Origin of the sequence: Burkholderia sp. NRF60-BP8 (genome assembly GCF_001522585.2) — a bacterium.
Classification (GTDB): Bacteria; Pseudomonadota; Gammaproteobacteria; order Burkholderiales; family Burkholderiaceae; genus Burkholderia.
The window spans coordinates 910,331-924,773 of the sequence record NZ_CP013372.1; the positions used below are offsets into that span (position 1 = coordinate 910,331).

Consider the following 14,443-nt stretch of genomic DNA (forward strand, 5'->3'; position numbering starts at 1 on the left):
CGCACGATTGTCAGAATTGTATCGATCACTGGCCGGATAGTGGTGATGGCGACCCTGCGCCGACCGTACGCTGACAGCACATCACGACACGCTTCAGCGAGGAGACGACGATGCAACTGACGATTGACGATCTGCCGGCCGCGATCCGCGCGGCCAAACGGGCGCTGCGCGCCGACTTGCCCGGTTATGCGGCCACGTTCCGCGAGCTGGAAGGCGACATCGCGCGGCAGGTCGACGCGATCCGCCGCGCGCACGCGCATGGCCGCGACGTGATTCCGGTCGTGCCGTTCGCGGATATCGCGGGCGGAAAGGTCGATCCGCGCGCGATTGCCGCGATCCGTACGCATGGCGCGGTCGTGATCCGCGGCGTGTTCGATGCGCGGCAGGCGCGCGACTGGAACGACGAGATCGGCGCGTATCTGGACGCGAACCGTTTCGCCGACCGGTTGCACGCGCGCGCGGAAGACCGCTATTTCGGCAACCTCGCGTCGGGCAAGCCGCAGATCTACGGCGTTTATTGGTCGAAGCCGCAGGTCGCTGCGCGCCAGTCGCCGGCGCTCACGCAGGCGCGAGTGTTCCTGAATCGCCTGTGGCGGCATGCGGACGGCGCACGTACGCATTTCGATCCCGACCGGGTGCCCGCCTATGCGGACCGGATTCGCCGCCGGCCGCCCGGTTCGACGTCACTCGGGCTGTCGCCGCATGTCGACGGCGGCTCCGTCGAGCGCTGGCTCGGCGCGAATTTTCGCCACGTCTATCGCCACGTGCTGGCCGGCCGCTGGCGCGATTACGACCCGTTCGACGCAGCGTTCCGTCCCGACGTCGAGGAGATTCCGTCGCCGGCCGTGTGCTCGATGTTCCGCACGTTCCAGGGCTGGACCGCGCTGACGCCGCAGGGGCCCGGCGACGGCACGCTGCAGCTGATCCCGGTCGCGAACGCGATGGCCTATGTCGTGCTGCGTGCGCTGCAGGACGACGTCGCCGACGACGACCTGTGCGGTGCGCGTCCCGGCCGCGCGCTGTCGATCCGGCCCGAATGGCATGCGCTGCTGCTCGACGCGCTGGTGCCGATCCCGCACATGGCGCCGGGCGACGCGGTGTTCTGGCACGGCGACGTCGTGCATGCGGTCGAGGATGCGCATCGCGGCAGCGGCGACAGCAACGTGATGTACATCGCCGCCGCGCCCGGCTGCGCGAAAAACGACGCGTACCTGCAACGGCAGCGTACCGCGTTCCTGCGGGGCGACAGCCCGCCCGATTTCCCGGCCGATCATTTCGAGGTCGAGTTCGACGGGCGCGCGGGGGAGGGCGAGCTGACGGCGCTCGGCCGTGCGCAGATGGGATTCGAGCCCGGCGCGTGACGCGCGGGCGGCAGGCGAAACGGCCGTGCGCGAGACGGCGAGCGGGCCGTCTGCCGAATCCGCTGCGCGGTGCGCGCAATTCGACGCAATCGGCTGTCGGTGCCGCCGAAATCGACGCGAATTGCGCAATTTGGCTTCCGATAATGGTCCGGACATCACGCCGCTGGCCAGTGCGCCGCACGGACGCGGCGCAGACCATGGAGGAGTCGATGCAATTCACGCAAGCGATCGTTCGCCGTCCCGCGCCGTCCTGCGGCGCGGGTCTCACCACCGCCGCGCTCGGCGCGCCCGACTACGACAAGACGCTCACGCAGTTCCACGCGTACTGCGCCGCGCTGCGCGGGCTCGGCGTCGAGCTGACCGAACTGCCGCCGCTGGATGCGTTTCCCGATGCGCACTTCGTCGAGGACGTCGCCGTCGTCACGCCGGAATTCGCGGTGATCACGCGCCCCGGCGCGCCCGCCCGGCGCGGCGAGACGGTTCATGTCGAAGCGGCGCTCGCCGCCCATCGCGACCTGCTGCCGATGCAGTCCGGCCGCCTCGACGGCGGCGACGTGATGCAGGTCGGCAAGCGCTTCTTCATCGGCCTGACGAGCCGCACCGACGCGGAAGGCATCGCCGCGTTCGACGCGCTGGTGTCGCGCCATGGCTACTCGGTCGTCGCGGTGCCGGTCGGCGCCGGCCTGCACCTGAAATCGGTCGTCAACGCGCTCGGCGACGACACGCTGCTCGTCACGGAAGCACTCGCCGCGCATCCGGCGTTCGCCGGCTATCGTCGGATCGCGATCGCGGCCGAGGACGAATACGCGGGCAACACGCTGCGCGTGAACGGCACGCTGATCACGCCGGCCGGTTATCCGCGCGTGCATGACGCGATCGCGTCGCTCGGCATGCCGCTGCACGTGATCGACACGAGCGAGTTCCGCAAGATGGACGGCGGCCTGACTTGCCTGTCGTTGCGGTTCTAGCCGATTGGCGCGCGAGCGCTTCGGCCGGATAATGTGGCCCCGTGCGGAACGGCAGACGTTCCGCGCATGAGCCACGACCCGACCGGAGCGAACGCGGATGACCGACAAGAAGATGCAGCTCGACAAGATCGATCTCCGGATCCTCGACATCCTGCGTACCGACGGGCGAATTTCCTACCGCAAGCTGTCGGAACGCGTGAACCTCACGCCGCGCCCCTGCCAGGCGCGCGTGGAGCGGCTCGAGGCGCTCGGCGTGATCGAAGGGTACCGCGCGGTGATCCACGCGCCGCGCGCGACCAAGCCGATCGTCGTGATCGCGCAGATCGTGCTGGCCGATCATGGGCGTTCGCAGGCGCCGTTCGAGGAGGAAATGCGCGCGAATCCGGCCGTGCTCGATTGCTGGCTCGTCAGCGGCACGTTCGATTTTCTCGTGCGGCTCGCGTGCGAGGATCTCGACGAATACCGGCGAATCGCGAACGCGTGGCTGGAAAGCCCGCGGTTCCGGATCGAGAAGATCGTGACGACGGCCGAACTGCAGGCGATCAAGCGCAGCGTCGTGTGAGGCGACCGGCCCGGCAGGGCCGTTTTCAACGCGAATGACCGAGTCGATCGATTTGCATTCCGAATCAAATGGGTTGGCCGGATCACAATCAGGATGAACACTATGGATGCTATGCAAGCGGCAGCGGAGACGGCCGCGCCGTCCGGGGCGACGCTGAAGCGCCGTCTGCAGGGCCGCCACATCGCGATGATCGCGATCGGCGGTTCGATCGGCACGGGGCTGTTCGTCGCGTCGGGCGCGTCCGTCGCGCAGGCGGGGCCGGGCGGCGCGATCGCCGCGTATCTCGCGATCGGGATCATGGTCTACTTCGTCGTCACGGGGCTTGGCGAGATGGCCGCGCTGATGCCGGTATCGGGCTCGTTCGCGATCTACGGCGAGAAGTACGTCGACGAAGGTTTCGGCGTCGCGCTCGGCTGGACTTACTGGTACAGCTGGGCGGTGACGATCGCGATCGAGCTGGTCGCCGCGCAGATCGTGATGCGCTACTGGTTTCCGGCGGTGCCGGGCGTGTGGTGGGGCGCGGGGTTCCTCGTGCTGATCTTCCTGCTCAATACGCTGTCGGTGCGTGGCTTCGGCGAATCGGAATACTGGTTCTCGCTGATCAAGGTCGTCACCGTGATCGCGTTCATCGCGGCCGGGCTGTTGATCGCGGCCGGCGTGCTCGGCAGCGGGCATACCGGCACCGGGCATACCGGCGCCGGCCATCCGGTCGGCTGGCGCAACTTCACGACCGGCGACGCGCCGTTCGTCGGCGGCGTGCACGCGATGATGAGCGTCGCGCTGATCGCCGGTTTTTCGTTCCTCGGCACCGAGCTGGTCGGCATCACGGCCGGCGAATCGGAAAACCCGCGCACGACGATTCCGCGCGCGGTGAAGCAGATCTTCTGGCGGATCATGCTGTTCTACGTGCTCGCGATCTTCGTGATCGGCCTGCTCGTACCGTACACCGATCCGAACCTGCTGAAGAGCGACGTGACCGACATCGGCGTGAGCCCGTTCACGCTGGTGTTCAGCCACGCGGGGTTCCCGCTCGCCGCCGGCGCGATGAATCTGGTGATCCTGACGGCCGTGCTGTCGGCCGGCAATTCCGGCACCTACGCGGCGACGCGGATGCTGTACAACCTCGCATCGGAAGGGCGCGCGCCGGCCATGTTCGCGAGGCTGTCGCCGGGCGGCGTGCCGCGCAACGCGCTGTACGCGACGATGGCCGTCGGCGGGCTATGTTTCCTCACGTCGTTGACCAACAACCAGCGCATCTATCTGTGGCTGCTGAATACGGTCGGCATCACCGGCTTCATCGCGTGGCTCGGCATCGCGGTCTGCCATTACCGGTTCCGCAAGGGGTTCCTGAAGCAGGGCTATCGGCTCGATCAACTGCCGTATCACGCGAAATGGTTTCCGTTCGGGCCGCTGTTCGCGATCGCGGTCTGCATCGTGATTTCGCTCGGCCAGGATTACCAGGCGTTCTTCGCGGCGCGCATCGACTGGATGGAGGTGGTGTCGATCTATGTGTGGATTCCGCTGTTCGTCGCGATCTGGTGGGCGTATCGCCGCGCGCGCAAGAGCCGGCTCGTGCGCTACGAGGAGATGGACATCGGGCCGTGGCTCACGCGCTCGGTCGAGGCCGTCGACGCGGCGGCCGCGCAGCATGGGCAGCCGCACTGATCTCCCGCCGCGCCGCGCGGCGATGGAGCCGGCCGAATCGGATGGCCGGCTGCCGTTGAAACGCGTCGCGCCGTCCCGCGCGTTCAGTGTGTCTGCTGCAATTGCGCCTTCATGAAATCCACCCACGCGCGCACTTTCTGCGGCACGTGCCGCGTCGCGACGTACAACGCGTAGACGTTTTGCCGCGGAAAGCGGTATGCGGGCAGCGCGTCGACCAGCGCACCGCTGGCGAGATCGTCGCGCACGAGCCATTCGGGCAGCAGCGCGACGCCGCTGCCCTGGCGCGCCAGTTCGCACAGCACCGACGCGTTGTCGACGACGATGCGCGGTTTCGCGTGCGGCCGGAACGCATGCTCGTTGCCCGCGCGATCGGTGAGCGTCCATTCCGCGATTCGTTCGAGCCGACTGTGGCCGAGCTGCGGCAGGCGCGCCAAAGCGTCCGGCGACGCCGGTTGCGGAACGCCGGTGCGCGCCGGCAGGTCGGGCGCCATCACGGGCAGCACGTCGTACGTGCCGAGGCAGACGCCGCGATACGGCAGGTCGCGAAAGTGCTCGTGGCGGCCGAGCCGGATCGCGACGTCGAAGCGGTCGCGCACGAGGTCCGCCTGTGACGTATGCGTTTCGAGCCGGACGCGCAACGCCGGATGCCGCGCGGTAAATGCATGCAGCGCCGGGGCGAGGATGCGTGCCGCATATTCGACCGTCGACGTCACGCGCAGGATGCCCTCCATCCCGCCATGTTCGCCGCGCACCTCGTCGATCGCGCCTTCGGCTTCGTCGAGCACGCGTAGGCAGCGTCGGTAGAACCGCTCGCCGGCATCGGTCAGCTCGACGCGCCGCGTGGTGCGCGTGAGCAGCGTCACGCCGAGCTCGGCTTCGAGCTGCTTGATGTTGAAGCTGACGGCCGCGCGTGCCTGGTTCAGCGCGGTCGCGGCGGCCGTGAACGAGCCCGCCTCGACCACGGCGCGGAAGACGACGAAACGATCGAGGCTCACCATGGTCGGGGTGCGGTTCTGTCGGTGTATGGAATCGCCCGAAGGGTACCCGAATGTGCGGTCGCGTGCGATGCGTCGAGCATTGCGGCGTGGCCGCACACGATCCGATTGTCAAAATTTTTCGACCGGACCGGTCGCATCCGGCCGCTTACCGGCCCGGCTGCCGGCCTCTACACTGCGGCGTTTCGTGATGCCCCGGCCGCCGCCATGCCCGACCGCTCCAGAATCGCCGCCGTCTATCTGCTCGGATTCGCGATCGATCTCGCGAACATGTTCATGCTGAACGCCGCGTATCCGGCGCTGCAGCGCGAGCTGCACGCATCGGTCGCGCAGCTTGCGTGGGTCGGCAACATGTACGTGCTCGGGCTGACCGTCGTGATTCCGTTCGGCACGTGGCTGGCGCGTCGCTGCGGCGAGCGGCGCGTGTTCGGCGCATCGTTGCTGCTGTTCGGGCTCGGCAGCGCGGGCGTCGGTGCGGCGCCGTCGATCGACGCGCTGCTCGTGTGGCGGCTGGTCCAGGGGCTGGGCGGCGGGCTGCTGATTCCGGTCGGCCAGACGATCGCCTATCGCGCGTATCCGCCGCACGCCCACGCGCGGCTCACGTCGATCGTGATGATGGTCGCATTGCTCGTGCCGGCGTTGTCGCCCGCGATCGGCGGCGCGATCGTCGATCGCGGATCGTGGCGTGCGATCTTCTTCGCCATGGTGCCGATTGCGGCTGCGACCGGTGCGCTCGCGCTGGCATGGCTGCCGCGCGACGGCGCACGCGAGCGGCCTCCGCGGCTCGACTGGCGTGGGCTCGGCCTGAGCGCGGCGACGCTGGTCGCGCTGCTGCTGGGGCTTACCGCGGCGGGGCAGTCCGGCGGAACGGCGTTTTCGTTCGCGATGCTGGCGGCCGCGGCGGCCGCCAGCATCGGTTATGTGCGACACGCGCGCCGTGCGACCTCCCCGCTGCTCGACCTGCGTCTGCTCGCGCAACCGTGGTTGCGGACCGGCGTGGTGATCTATCTCTGCGTGCCGGGCGTCTTTACCGGCGTCAATCTCGTCGCGTCGCTGTACCTGCAGAACGCCCTCGCATTGAGCGCCGCGCATGTCGGCGCGTTGATGCTGCCGTGGGCGATCGCAGCGTTCTTCGCGATCGCGACGACACGCTGCTGTTTTCCGCGCCACGGCGCGAAGCCATTGTTCGCGTGCGGAATCGCGATCGATTGTGTCGGCATCGCGTTGCTCGCGACGCCGTGGGCGCACGTCGAAGCCCTGCGCGTCGTGGCGTTCGTCGCGATGGGATTCGGCGCCAGCCTGTGCACGAGTGCGTCGCAAAGCGCGGCATTCGCCGATGTGCCGCCCGATCGGATGGGCGATGCGAGCGCGCTCTGGAACATCAACCGCCAATTGAGCTTTTGTGTCGGCGTGGCCGTGCTCGGCAGCGCGCTGAATGCGTTGCTGGCCCTCGATGCAGGCCCGTCGTCGCCGGCCCCGTACCGCTGGTGCTTCGGGCTGGCGATGCTGCTGACGTTTCTGCCGCTCGGCTGCGTCGTGCGGCTTCCCGCGCATCGCACGCCGGCCGTGCAAGCCGTTTCATCCCGCCCTGAGAACCTGAGAACCTGAGAACCTGAGAACCTGAGAGACCCATGAATCTGCCGAATCCGTTTTTCAATGAAGTCGTCGACACGCACGTCGACATCGAACGCTGGTTGTCGGGCCGTGCGGAGCCCGGACGGCTCGCGATGCTGATGGCGCGTTTTTCGCCGGGATTTTCGATGATCACGACGTCCGGCACGGTGCTCGATTACGCGGGCGTCGATGCGCTGTTTTCACGCGGGCACGGCGCGCGGCCCGGGCTCGTGATCGGCATCGACGAATTGCGCGCCCTTGCGGTGTGGTCCGACGGCGCGGTGATCGGCTATCGCGAGACGCAGACCGACATGGAAGGGCGGCGCACGGTGCGACGCTCGACGGCGTTGTTCCGGCGCGAAGCGGATGGCGTGATCGTATGGCGCCACCTGCACGAGACGCCGGTCGCCGCGTAGACGGCGAGCTGCGCGCCCGCGGGGCCGTTACTTGTCGAGCTCCGGATAGTGCCGGAAGATCCCCATGTCGTTGAACGGGATGCGGCGCTCCGATTCCAGGTAACGCGCGACGGGCGGGTGCTGCGCGACGCGATCGTGCAGCGCGACGAGCGCCGCGATCTTGCGCTCCGCGCGCTTCATCGCTTTCGGAAACGCATAGCGCAGGCCCTCGATCAGCTGGAACATCGTCAGATCCGCATAGCTGAGCGCGTTACCCGCGATATAACCGTTCTCGTGCGGATTCTGTTCGAGCACGCGATCGAAGTAGCCGAGGAATTTCGGCAGCCGGTTCTCGAGGAAATCGGCCGCGCGCTCGGCCGCTTCCGCTTTCTGATCCTCGTAGTACAGGCCGCTGCCGATCGGATGGTGCGTGTCGTGGATCTCGGTGATGAAATCGGCGGCGGTCAGCTGGATCTGGTGGACCCACAGCCGGCCGGCTTCGTCGTCGGGCGCGAGCCCGAGCCGCGCGCCGAGAAACAGCAGGATGTTCGCGGTCTGTCCGACGACCACGTCGCCCGCCTTCAGGAACGGCGGCGCGAACGGCACGCATTCCGCTTTCGTGCTGTCCATCATGCGCATCATCGCCGACACGCCCATGCCGCGCCCCGATTCGCGCGCGACGTCGACATAGTCGGCTTCGGCCGCCTCGAGCGCGAGCCGCACGTATTCGCCGCGTCCCTGGATCTCGGGCCAGTAATAGAGTTCGTATCGCATGCTGTTCTCCTGTTCGTTGCACCGGATGCTGCCGGCTGCTTGACGGTGGGGCGGCCATGCGGCGCCCGCTGCGAATAGACAGTCTAGGAGATCGCCGGAAAAGTGCCGTGTGCGTCGTGCGTCACGCGCCGCGTTCGCGGTCTTCGGCGCCGCAAAAGAACGAGAACACCCATGTCGAGAAATCGTCGGAGAAGCCGGTGAAGCGATGGCCGGCGTGCGCGCGCACGAACAGCGCGTCGCCGATCACGACGTCGCATTCGCGTCCGTCGACGACGAAGCGCGACGTGCCGGCGGCGATCACGTCAACCTCGCCGCGCGTATGCGGCATCTACCCGTCCTCGATACGCGGCCGGTACCGCACGGCTCGCGCGTGCCGGGCCGAAACGGCGTCGTGAACAGCGTGCCTTCTTCATCGAGCCGAGCAAGCGATTCGTTCAGGCCGAACGCCATCGTCGCGTGCTCCGGATCGGATCGTGGGAACGCGCGTTGCGCCCTCGTATCGCGAAATCCGGAGAGGGCCGTGCGACGCGCGACGATGCCCGCGCGTCGCGTGCTCGCCACCGGTGAAACGGCGGCTGCGTTCGCTCGCCACGGATGAAACGTACGCGTCCGTCGATGAAACGGCATGACGATCGTCAGCCTTCGATCGACAGGTTCACCGCCATTTAATAAACGCCCACTACGATCCAGCATCGTCGATCGACGGGGTGCCGCGATCCGATCCGCGCGTCGATCCTGTCGCCCGCTTTCCAGCCGTGCGACGTGCCCGATGGTCATTTCCCTGAACCCGCGATTTGCAACGCCGCGACTTGCTGCCGGCGTCGTTCGCATCGTTTCCTGTCTGTCATGAATCTGAACACGCCGGCTTCTTCACGAAGAAAATTTCTTGCTGTCGCGCCCGCCGTCGCGGCAGCACCGCTGCTGAGCGCATGCGGTGGCGACGACGTCACGTCGGCACCCGTTACCGATAGCGGACTCGCCGCGCAGATGTCCGCGAAACTGAACGCCCAGCTCGGCGATGCGGCGACGGTCGATGCGATCGTGCCGGCGATCACCGATGTCGGCTTCACGTGGGCGCTGCCGACGGTGCCGGCCGCAAGCATCGGCGCGATCGTCGCGTACAGCTTCGGCAATCGTCCGAACGCGGCGAGCGGCAATACGTCGAGTACCGGCGGCAACCAGTCGGCGCTGCCCGATCCGGGGCCGGTGAACGAAGCGCTCGCGGACGCCGTGTACCGCATCCGCCAGTTGAAACCCGTCAAGGTCTACGCGCAGTGGGAAATCGCGCGCTTTCTCGTGTCGAAATACGGGCTGGGCGCCGACGTGCTGTCGTCGATCGAGCCGGTGATCGCGAGCGACGGTTCGATCGTGTACCTGAGCACCGCGGGTGTCGCGGCCGTGGCCGTCTCGCGCGCGGGCGGTGCGGCGGCGATGGGCACGGTAGCGGTGGTCGGCCATCGCGATCATGCGAAGCGCTGCATCCAGACCTCGCAGCAGGCGGGCATGCAAGCGGCGGCGGTTGCCGAGGTGCCGCTGCCGACGACGTACGACCCGCAGTCGGGCCAGCCGTGGACGCGCAACCGCAGCCTCTATCTCGTGCACGACATGTATGCGCAGATGCTGACGCGCGCGATGGCCGCGACGATGCAGGCTTTCCCGAAGGGCTGATGTTTTCCGTTGTTTTTCATTCGAATTCCGTGACCATGACGAACCGCCGCCATTTCCTGGCCTCTACCTCGTTGCTCGCCGCATCGTGTGCCGCCGCCGCACCGGCCTTCGCGAGCGATGCCCCCGTTTCCGATGCGGAACTGCAGCGCCAGATGCTCGGCAAGCTGACCCGCGAACTGAACGATCGCGCGACCGCCGCCGACGAAACCGGTTACCTGCTCGACACGTTTTTCTCGTGGACGCCGCCGACCGTCGACGCCGCCGCGATCCACACGATCGTCGCGTTCGGCTTCGGAAATCGCGCCGGCGCATCGGCCGCCGCGCCGGTGCCGGGGCCCGTGAACGAGGCGATCGCCGATGCCGTGTTCCAGCTTCGGCAGAAAGTCGCGGCGCCGATCTTCGCGCAGCAGGAAGTCGCGAGCGTGCTCGCGTCGAAGTACGGACTGACGGCCGGCGTGACGTCGATCGCGACGCCCGCCGCGGTCGCCGGCAGCCCGATACCGACGCCCGATGGCGTGGCCGCCGCGATCGTCAGGCAGGCCGGGGCGGCCGCGGCGCTCGGCAAGGTCGGCGTGGTCACCCATCGCGACCAGGCGTCGATTGCCGTGCGCGTATCGAACGCGGCGGGGATGCAGGCGGCGGTGCCGGCGGGATTGTCGCTGCCGGGCGTCTACGACGCATCGGCGCAGCAGGCGGCGATGCGACGGCGCGATCTTTATCTGATGAGCAACGCCGGCATGCAGCTCGCGATGCTGCGGCTCGATCTGATCAATCGCGAATACCCGAACGGCTAGGCGAGGGCACGGATACGGGCGCCGCACGCGCGCGTCGCGCGCCGGCCCGTGCGTGCCCCGTTTTGGCTGGTAATGCCGATACAGGTATTGGCACTACCAGCCAAACCACTGTTTTTAATGGGTTTTTTCGCGTCCGGCCTGCGCCGTGGCGCGTTGTGCGTGGCATAATCGACCGCATCCGCAAGGCTTGTAGTCACAACGACCCCGCATACCCATGGCACAGACGCTCTACGACAAACTGTGGAACACCCACGTGGTCCACACCGAGGAAGACGGCACGACCCTGCTCTACATCGACCGTCAGCTGCTGCATGAAGTCACGAGCCCGCAGGCATTCGAAGGGCTGAAGATCGCGCAGCGTCCGGTGTGGCGCATCAGCGCGAACCTGGCCGTGTCGGACCACAACGTGCCGACGACGGACCGCAGCCACGGCATCGCCGATCCCGTCTCGAAGCTGCAGGTCGACACGCTCGACGCGAACTGCGACGCCTTCGGCATCACGCAGTTCAAGATGAACGACGTGCGCCAGGGCATCGTCCACATCATCGGGCCGGAGCAGGGCGCGACGCTGCCGGGCATGACGATCGTGTGCGGCGATTCGCATACGTCGACGCACGGCGCGTTCGGCGCGCTCGCGCACGGCATCGGCACGTCGGAAGTCGAGCACGTGCTCGCGACGCAAACGCTCCTGCAGAAGAAGAGCAAGAACATGCTCGTGAAGGTCGAGGGCGCCCTGCCGCGCGGCTGTACCGCGAAGGACATCGTGCTCGCGATCATCGGCAAGATCGGCACCGCGGGCGGCACGGGCTATGCGATCGAATTCGGCGGCTCGACCATTCGCGCGCTGACGATGGAAGGCCGCATGACCGTCTGCAACATGGCGATCGAGGCCGGCGCGCGCGCGGGCATGGTCGCCGTCGACGATACGACGATCGATTACCTGAAGGGCCGTCCGTTCGTGCCGACCGGCGCGGAATGGGATCAGGCCGTCGAATACTGGCGCCAGTTCAAGTCGGACGAAGGCGCGCAGTTCGACCGCGTGGTCGAGCTGAACGCGGCCGAGATCGTCCCGCAGGTCACGTGGGGCACGTCGCCGGAAATGGTCACGTCGATCGACGGTCGCGTGCCCGATCCCGAGCGCGAAAAGGATCCGGTCAAGCGCGACGCGATGGAGCGCGCACTGGCCTACATGGCGCTCGAACCGAACACGCCGATCGAATCGATCAAGGTCGACAAGATCTTCATCGGCTCGTGCACGAACGCGCGGATCGAGGACATCCGCGCGGCCGCGTACGTCGTGAAGAAGCTGAACCGCCGCGTCGCACCGAACGTGCGGCTCGCGATGGTCGTGCCGGGCTCGGGCCTCGTGAAGGCGCAGGCCGAGCGCGAAGGGCTCGACAAGGTGTTCACCGATGCGGGCTTCGAATGGCGCGAGCCGGGCTGCTCGATGTGCCTCGCGATGAACGCCGACCGGCTCGAGCCGGGCGAGCGCTGCGCGTCGACGTCGAACCGCAACTTCGAAGGGCGGCAGGGCGCGGGCGGTCGCACGCATCTCGTGAGCCCTGCGATGGCGGCGGCCGCGGCGATCGAAGGTCACTTCGTCGACATTCGCCAGCTGGGGTGACGTATGACGGCATCGAAGCTCATCGCGCGGCTGGTTGCCGCGCTGGCGCTTGCGGGGCTGGGCGTCGGCCTGGCCGGCTGCAATACCGTCCGAGGCTTCGGCGAGGACGTCCATGCCGCCGGCAACGCGCTGCAGCGCGCCGCGGACTGACGCCACCCGAGAATTTGTCGATGGGCGCCGGCTGCGTGCCGGCCCTTCAACCGGATAGACGGATCATGGAAAAATTCACTGTACATACCGGCGTCGTGGCGCCGCTCGATCGCGAGAACGTCGACACCGACGCGATCATCCCGAAGCAGTTCCTGAAGTCGATCAAGCGCACGGGCTTCGGTCCGAACGCATTCGACGAATGGCGCTATCTCGATCACGGCGAGCCGGGCCAGGACAACTCGAAGCGTCCGCTGAACCCGGATTTCGTGCTGAACCAGCCGCGCTATCAGGGCGCATCGGTGCTGCTCGCCCGCAAGAACTTCGGCTGCGGCAGCTCGCGCGAGCACGCGCCGTGGGCGCTGCAGCAGTACGGCTTCCGCGCGATCATCGCGCCGAGCTTCGCGGACATCTTCTTCAACAACTGCTACAAGAACGGTCTGCTGCCGATCGTGCTGACCGAGCAGCAGGTCGATCACCTGTTCAACGAGACGGTCGCGTTCAACGGCTATCAACTGACGATCGACCTCGACGCGCAGGTCGTGCGCGCGGCCGACGGCCGCGAGTATCCGTTCGAGATCGCCGCGTTCCGCAAGTACTGCCTGCTGAACGGCTTCGACGACATCGGCCTCACGCTGCGCTACGCGGACAAGATCCGCCAGTTCGAAGCGGAGCGGCTCGTGAAGCAGCCGTGGCTCAATACCAAGCTGGTCGGCTGATCGCGTTGCGGGCGCGCCGCGCGTGCGCTCGCCCGCCTGCTTTCCCAATACCCTACCCAGTCAGGAATTTCGCATGAAGATTGCAGTGCTGCCCGGCGACGGCATCGGTCCGGAAATCGTCAATGAAGCGGTGAAGGTGCTGAACGCACTCGACGAGAAGTTCGAACTCGAACAGGCGCCGGTCGGCGGCGCGGGCTACGAGGCGAGCGGCCATCCGCTGCCCGACGCGACGCTGGCGCTCGCGAAGCAGGCCGACGCGATCCTGTTCGGCGCGGTCGGCGACTGGAAGTACGACTCGCTGGAGCGCGCGCTGCGCCCCGAGCAGGCGATCCTCGGGCTGCGCAAGCACCTCGAACTGTTCGCGAACTTCCGCCCGGCGATCTGCTATCCGCAACTCGTCGATGCGTCGCCGCTGAAGCCCGAGCTCGTCGCGGGCCTCGACATCCTGATCGTGCGCGAACTGAACGGCGACATCTACTTCGGCCAGCCGCGCGGCGTGCGTGCGGCGCCGGACGGCCCGTTCGCCGGCGAGCGCGAGGGCTTCGACACGATGCGCTATTCGGAGCCGGAAGTGCGCCGCATCGCGCACGTCGCGTTCCAGGCCGCGCAAAAGCGCGCGAAGAAGCTGCTGTCGGTGGACAAGTCGAACGTGCTGGAGACGTCGCAGTTCTGGCGCGACATCATGATCGACGTGTCGAAGGAGTACGCGGACGTCGAGCTGTCGCACATGTACGTCGACAACGCGGCGATGCAGCTCGCGAAGGCGCCGAAGCAGTTCGACGTGATCGTCACCGGCAACATGTTCGGCGACATCCTGTCGGATGAGGCGTCGATGCTGACGGGCTCGATCGGCATGCTGCCGTCGGCGTCGCTCGACAAGCACAACAAGGGCCTGTACGAGCCGTCGCACGGCTCGGCGCCGGACATCGCGGGCAAGGGCATCGCGAACCCGCTCGCAACGATCCTGTCGGCCGCGATGCTGCTGCGCTACTCGCTGAATCGCGCGGAGCAGGCCGATCGCATCGAGCGCGCGGTGAAAACGGTGCTCGAACAGGGTTACCGTACGGGCGACATCGCGACGCCGGGCTGCAAGCAGGTCGGCACGGCTGCGATGGGCGACGCGGTGGTCGCCGCGCTGTAAGCGGACGGAAACGAAG

General features: G+C 67.4%; 15 protein-coding genes. 12 read left to right on the forward strand and 3 right to left on the reverse strand.

Annotated features, from left to right (window positions below; genetic code table 11):
- Nucleotides 1-110 precede the first annotated feature (110 nt).
- From WS54_RS04245 to WS54_RS04260, 4 genes are all read left to right on the forward strand, one after another.
- Nucleotides 111-1,361, forward strand: a complete 1,251-nt coding sequence (locus WS54_RS04245) for a DUF1479 domain-containing protein (RefSeq protein WP_059783999.1) — start codon at nt 111-113, stop codon at nt 1,359-1,361.
- Nucleotides 1,362-1,570: 209 nt separating this feature from the next.
- Nucleotides 1,571-2,329 (forward strand): dimethylarginine dimethylaminohydrolase family protein, encoded by a 759-nt coding sequence (locus WS54_RS04250; RefSeq protein WP_059785075.1) that lies wholly within the window; start codon nt 1,571-1,573, stop codon nt 2,327-2,329.
- 97 nt (nt 2,330-2,426) lie between these two features.
- The gene (locus WS54_RS04255; RefSeq protein ID WP_059783998.1) at nt 2,427-2,891 is read left to right on the forward strand and encodes an Lrp/AsnC family transcriptional regulator; all 465 of its coding nucleotides are present in this window, start codon (nt 2,427-2,429) and stop codon (nt 2,889-2,891) included.
- Nucleotides 2,892-2,993: 102 nt separating this feature from the next.
- The gene (locus WS54_RS04260; protein WP_059783995.1) at nt 2,994-4,556 is read left to right on the forward strand and encodes an amino acid permease; all 1,563 of its coding nucleotides are present in this window, start codon (nt 2,994-2,996) and stop codon (nt 4,554-4,556) included.
- Between the two features lie 83 nt (nt 4,557-4,639).
- Here the strand turns inward: WS54_RS04260 and WS54_RS04265 are convergent, their stop codons facing one another.
- The gene (locus WS54_RS04265; RefSeq protein WP_059783994.1) at nt 4,640-5,554 is read right to left on the reverse strand and encodes a LysR family transcriptional regulator; all 915 of its coding nucleotides are present in this window, start codon (nt 5,552-5,554) and stop codon (nt 4,640-4,642) included.
- Nucleotides 5,555-5,758: 204 nt separating this feature from the next.
- On the opposite strand from WS54_RS04265, the gene WS54_RS04270 reads away from it, so the two are divergent.
- Both WS54_RS04270 and WS54_RS04275 read left to right on the forward strand, forming a co-directional pair.
- Nucleotides 5,759-7,159: an MFS transporter gene (locus WS54_RS04270; protein ID WP_059783992.1), complete on the forward strand. Its 1,401-nt coding sequence runs from the start codon at nt 5,759-5,761 to the stop codon at nt 7,157-7,159.
- A gap of 23 nt (nt 7,160-7,182) precedes the next feature.
- Nucleotides 7,183-7,581: a hypothetical protein gene (locus tag WS54_RS04275; protein ID WP_059783990.1), complete on the forward strand. Its 399-nt coding sequence runs from the start codon at nt 7,183-7,185 to the stop codon at nt 7,579-7,581.
- Nucleotides 7,582-7,608: 27 nt separating this feature from the next.
- On the opposite strand, the gene WS54_RS04280 is transcribed toward WS54_RS04275, so the two are convergent.
- Together WS54_RS04280 and WS54_RS34155 are read right to left on the reverse strand one after the other, a co-directional pair.
- Nucleotides 7,609-8,334 (reverse strand): glutathione S-transferase, encoded by a 726-nt coding sequence (locus WS54_RS04280; protein ID WP_059783988.1) that lies wholly within the window; start codon nt 8,332-8,334, stop codon nt 7,609-7,611.
- A 121-nt stretch (nt 8,335-8,455) separates the two neighbouring features.
- Nucleotides 8,456-8,662 carry a cupin domain-containing protein gene (locus WS54_RS34155; RefSeq protein ID WP_236872756.1) on the reverse strand — a complete coding sequence of 69 codons (207 nt, stop codon included), beginning with the start codon at nt 8,660-8,662 and terminating at the stop codon, nt 8,456-8,458.
- 518 nt (nt 8,663-9,180) lie between these two features.
- Between WS54_RS34155 and WS54_RS04290 the strand changes: the two genes are divergently transcribed.
- The 6 genes from WS54_RS04290 (at nt 9,181) to leuB (ending at nt 14,427) form a co-directional block, all read left to right on the forward strand.
- Nucleotides 9,181-10,002: a hypothetical protein gene (locus tag WS54_RS04290; RefSeq protein ID WP_059783986.1), complete on the forward strand. Its 822-nt coding sequence runs from the start codon at nt 9,181-9,183 to the stop codon at nt 10,000-10,002.
- A 35-nt stretch (nt 10,003-10,037) separates the two neighbouring features.
- On the forward strand, nt 10,038-10,796 hold the full coding sequence (locus WS54_RS04295) for a hypothetical protein (protein ID WP_059783984.1): 759 nt from the start codon (nt 10,038-10,040) through the stop codon (nt 10,794-10,796).
- A 214-nt stretch (nt 10,797-11,010) separates the two neighbouring features.
- Entirely contained in the window at nt 11,011-12,420 is a 1,410-nt protein-coding gene (leuC, locus tag WS54_RS04300; protein ID WP_034205174.1) for a 3-isopropylmalate dehydratase large subunit, read from the forward strand.
- Between the two features lie 3 nt (nt 12,421-12,423).
- Complete coding sequence (locus WS54_RS04305) at nt 12,424-12,570, forward strand: entericidin A/B family lipoprotein (protein WP_034205173.1); 147 nt, start codon at nt 12,424-12,426, stop codon at nt 12,568-12,570.
- Nucleotides 12,571-12,635: 65 nt separating this feature from the next.
- Entirely contained in the window at nt 12,636-13,286 is a 651-nt protein-coding gene (leuD, locus tag WS54_RS04310; RefSeq protein ID WP_034205172.1) for a 3-isopropylmalate dehydratase small subunit, read from the forward strand.
- Nucleotides 13,287-13,359: 73 nt separating this feature from the next.
- Nucleotides 13,360-14,427, forward strand: a complete 1,068-nt coding sequence (gene leuB, locus WS54_RS04315) for a 3-isopropylmalate dehydrogenase (protein ID WP_011548096.1) — start codon at nt 13,360-13,362, stop codon at nt 14,425-14,427.
- The last annotated feature ends 16 nt before the right edge of the window (nt 14,428-14,443 follow it).

Coding starts and splice junctions, on each gene's coding strand:
- WS54_RS04245 (WP_059783999.1), top strand. CDS start 111: ATGCAACTGACGATTGACGATCTGCCGGCCGCGATCCGCGCGGCCAAA.
- WS54_RS04250 (WP_059785075.1), top strand. CDS start 1,571: ATGCAATTCACGCAAGCGATCGTTCGCCGTCCCGCGCCGTCCTGCGGC.
- WS54_RS04255 (WP_059783998.1), top strand. CDS start 2,427: ATGACCGACAAGAAGATGCAGCTCGACAAGATCGATCTCCGGATCCTC.
- WS54_RS04260 (WP_059783995.1), top strand. CDS start 2,994: ATGGATGCTATGCAAGCGGCAGCGGAGACGGCCGCGCCGTCCGGGGCG.
- WS54_RS04265 (WP_059783994.1), bottom strand. CDS start 5,554: ATGGTGAGCCTCGATCGTTTCGTCGTCTTCCGCGCCGTGGTCGAGGCG.
- WS54_RS04270 (WP_059783992.1), top strand. CDS start 5,759: ATGCCCGACCGCTCCAGAATCGCCGCCGTCTATCTGCTCGGATTCGCG.
- WS54_RS04275 (WP_059783990.1), top strand. CDS start 7,183: ATGAATCTGCCGAATCCGTTTTTCAATGAAGTCGTCGACACGCACGTC.
- WS54_RS04280 (WP_059783988.1), bottom strand. CDS start 8,334: ATGCGATACGAACTCTATTACTGGCCCGAGATCCAGGGACGCGGCGAA.
- WS54_RS34155 (WP_236872756.1), bottom strand. CDS start 8,662: ATGCCGCATACGCGCGGCGAGGTTGACGTGATCGCCGCCGGCACGTCG.
- WS54_RS04290 (WP_059783986.1), top strand. CDS start 9,181: ATGAATCTGAACACGCCGGCTTCTTCACGAAGAAAATTTCTTGCTGTC.
- WS54_RS04295 (WP_059783984.1), top strand. CDS start 10,038: ATGACGAACCGCCGCCATTTCCTGGCCTCTACCTCGTTGCTCGCCGCA.
- leuC (WP_034205174.1), top strand. CDS start 11,011: ATGGCACAGACGCTCTACGACAAACTGTGGAACACCCACGTGGTCCAC.
- WS54_RS04305 (WP_034205173.1), top strand. CDS start 12,424: ATGACGGCATCGAAGCTCATCGCGCGGCTGGTTGCCGCGCTGGCGCTT.
- leuD (WP_034205172.1), top strand. CDS start 12,636: ATGGAAAAATTCACTGTACATACCGGCGTCGTGGCGCCGCTCGATCGC.
- leuB (WP_011548096.1), top strand. CDS start 13,360: ATGAAGATTGCAGTGCTGCCCGGCGACGGCATCGGTCCGGAAATCGTC.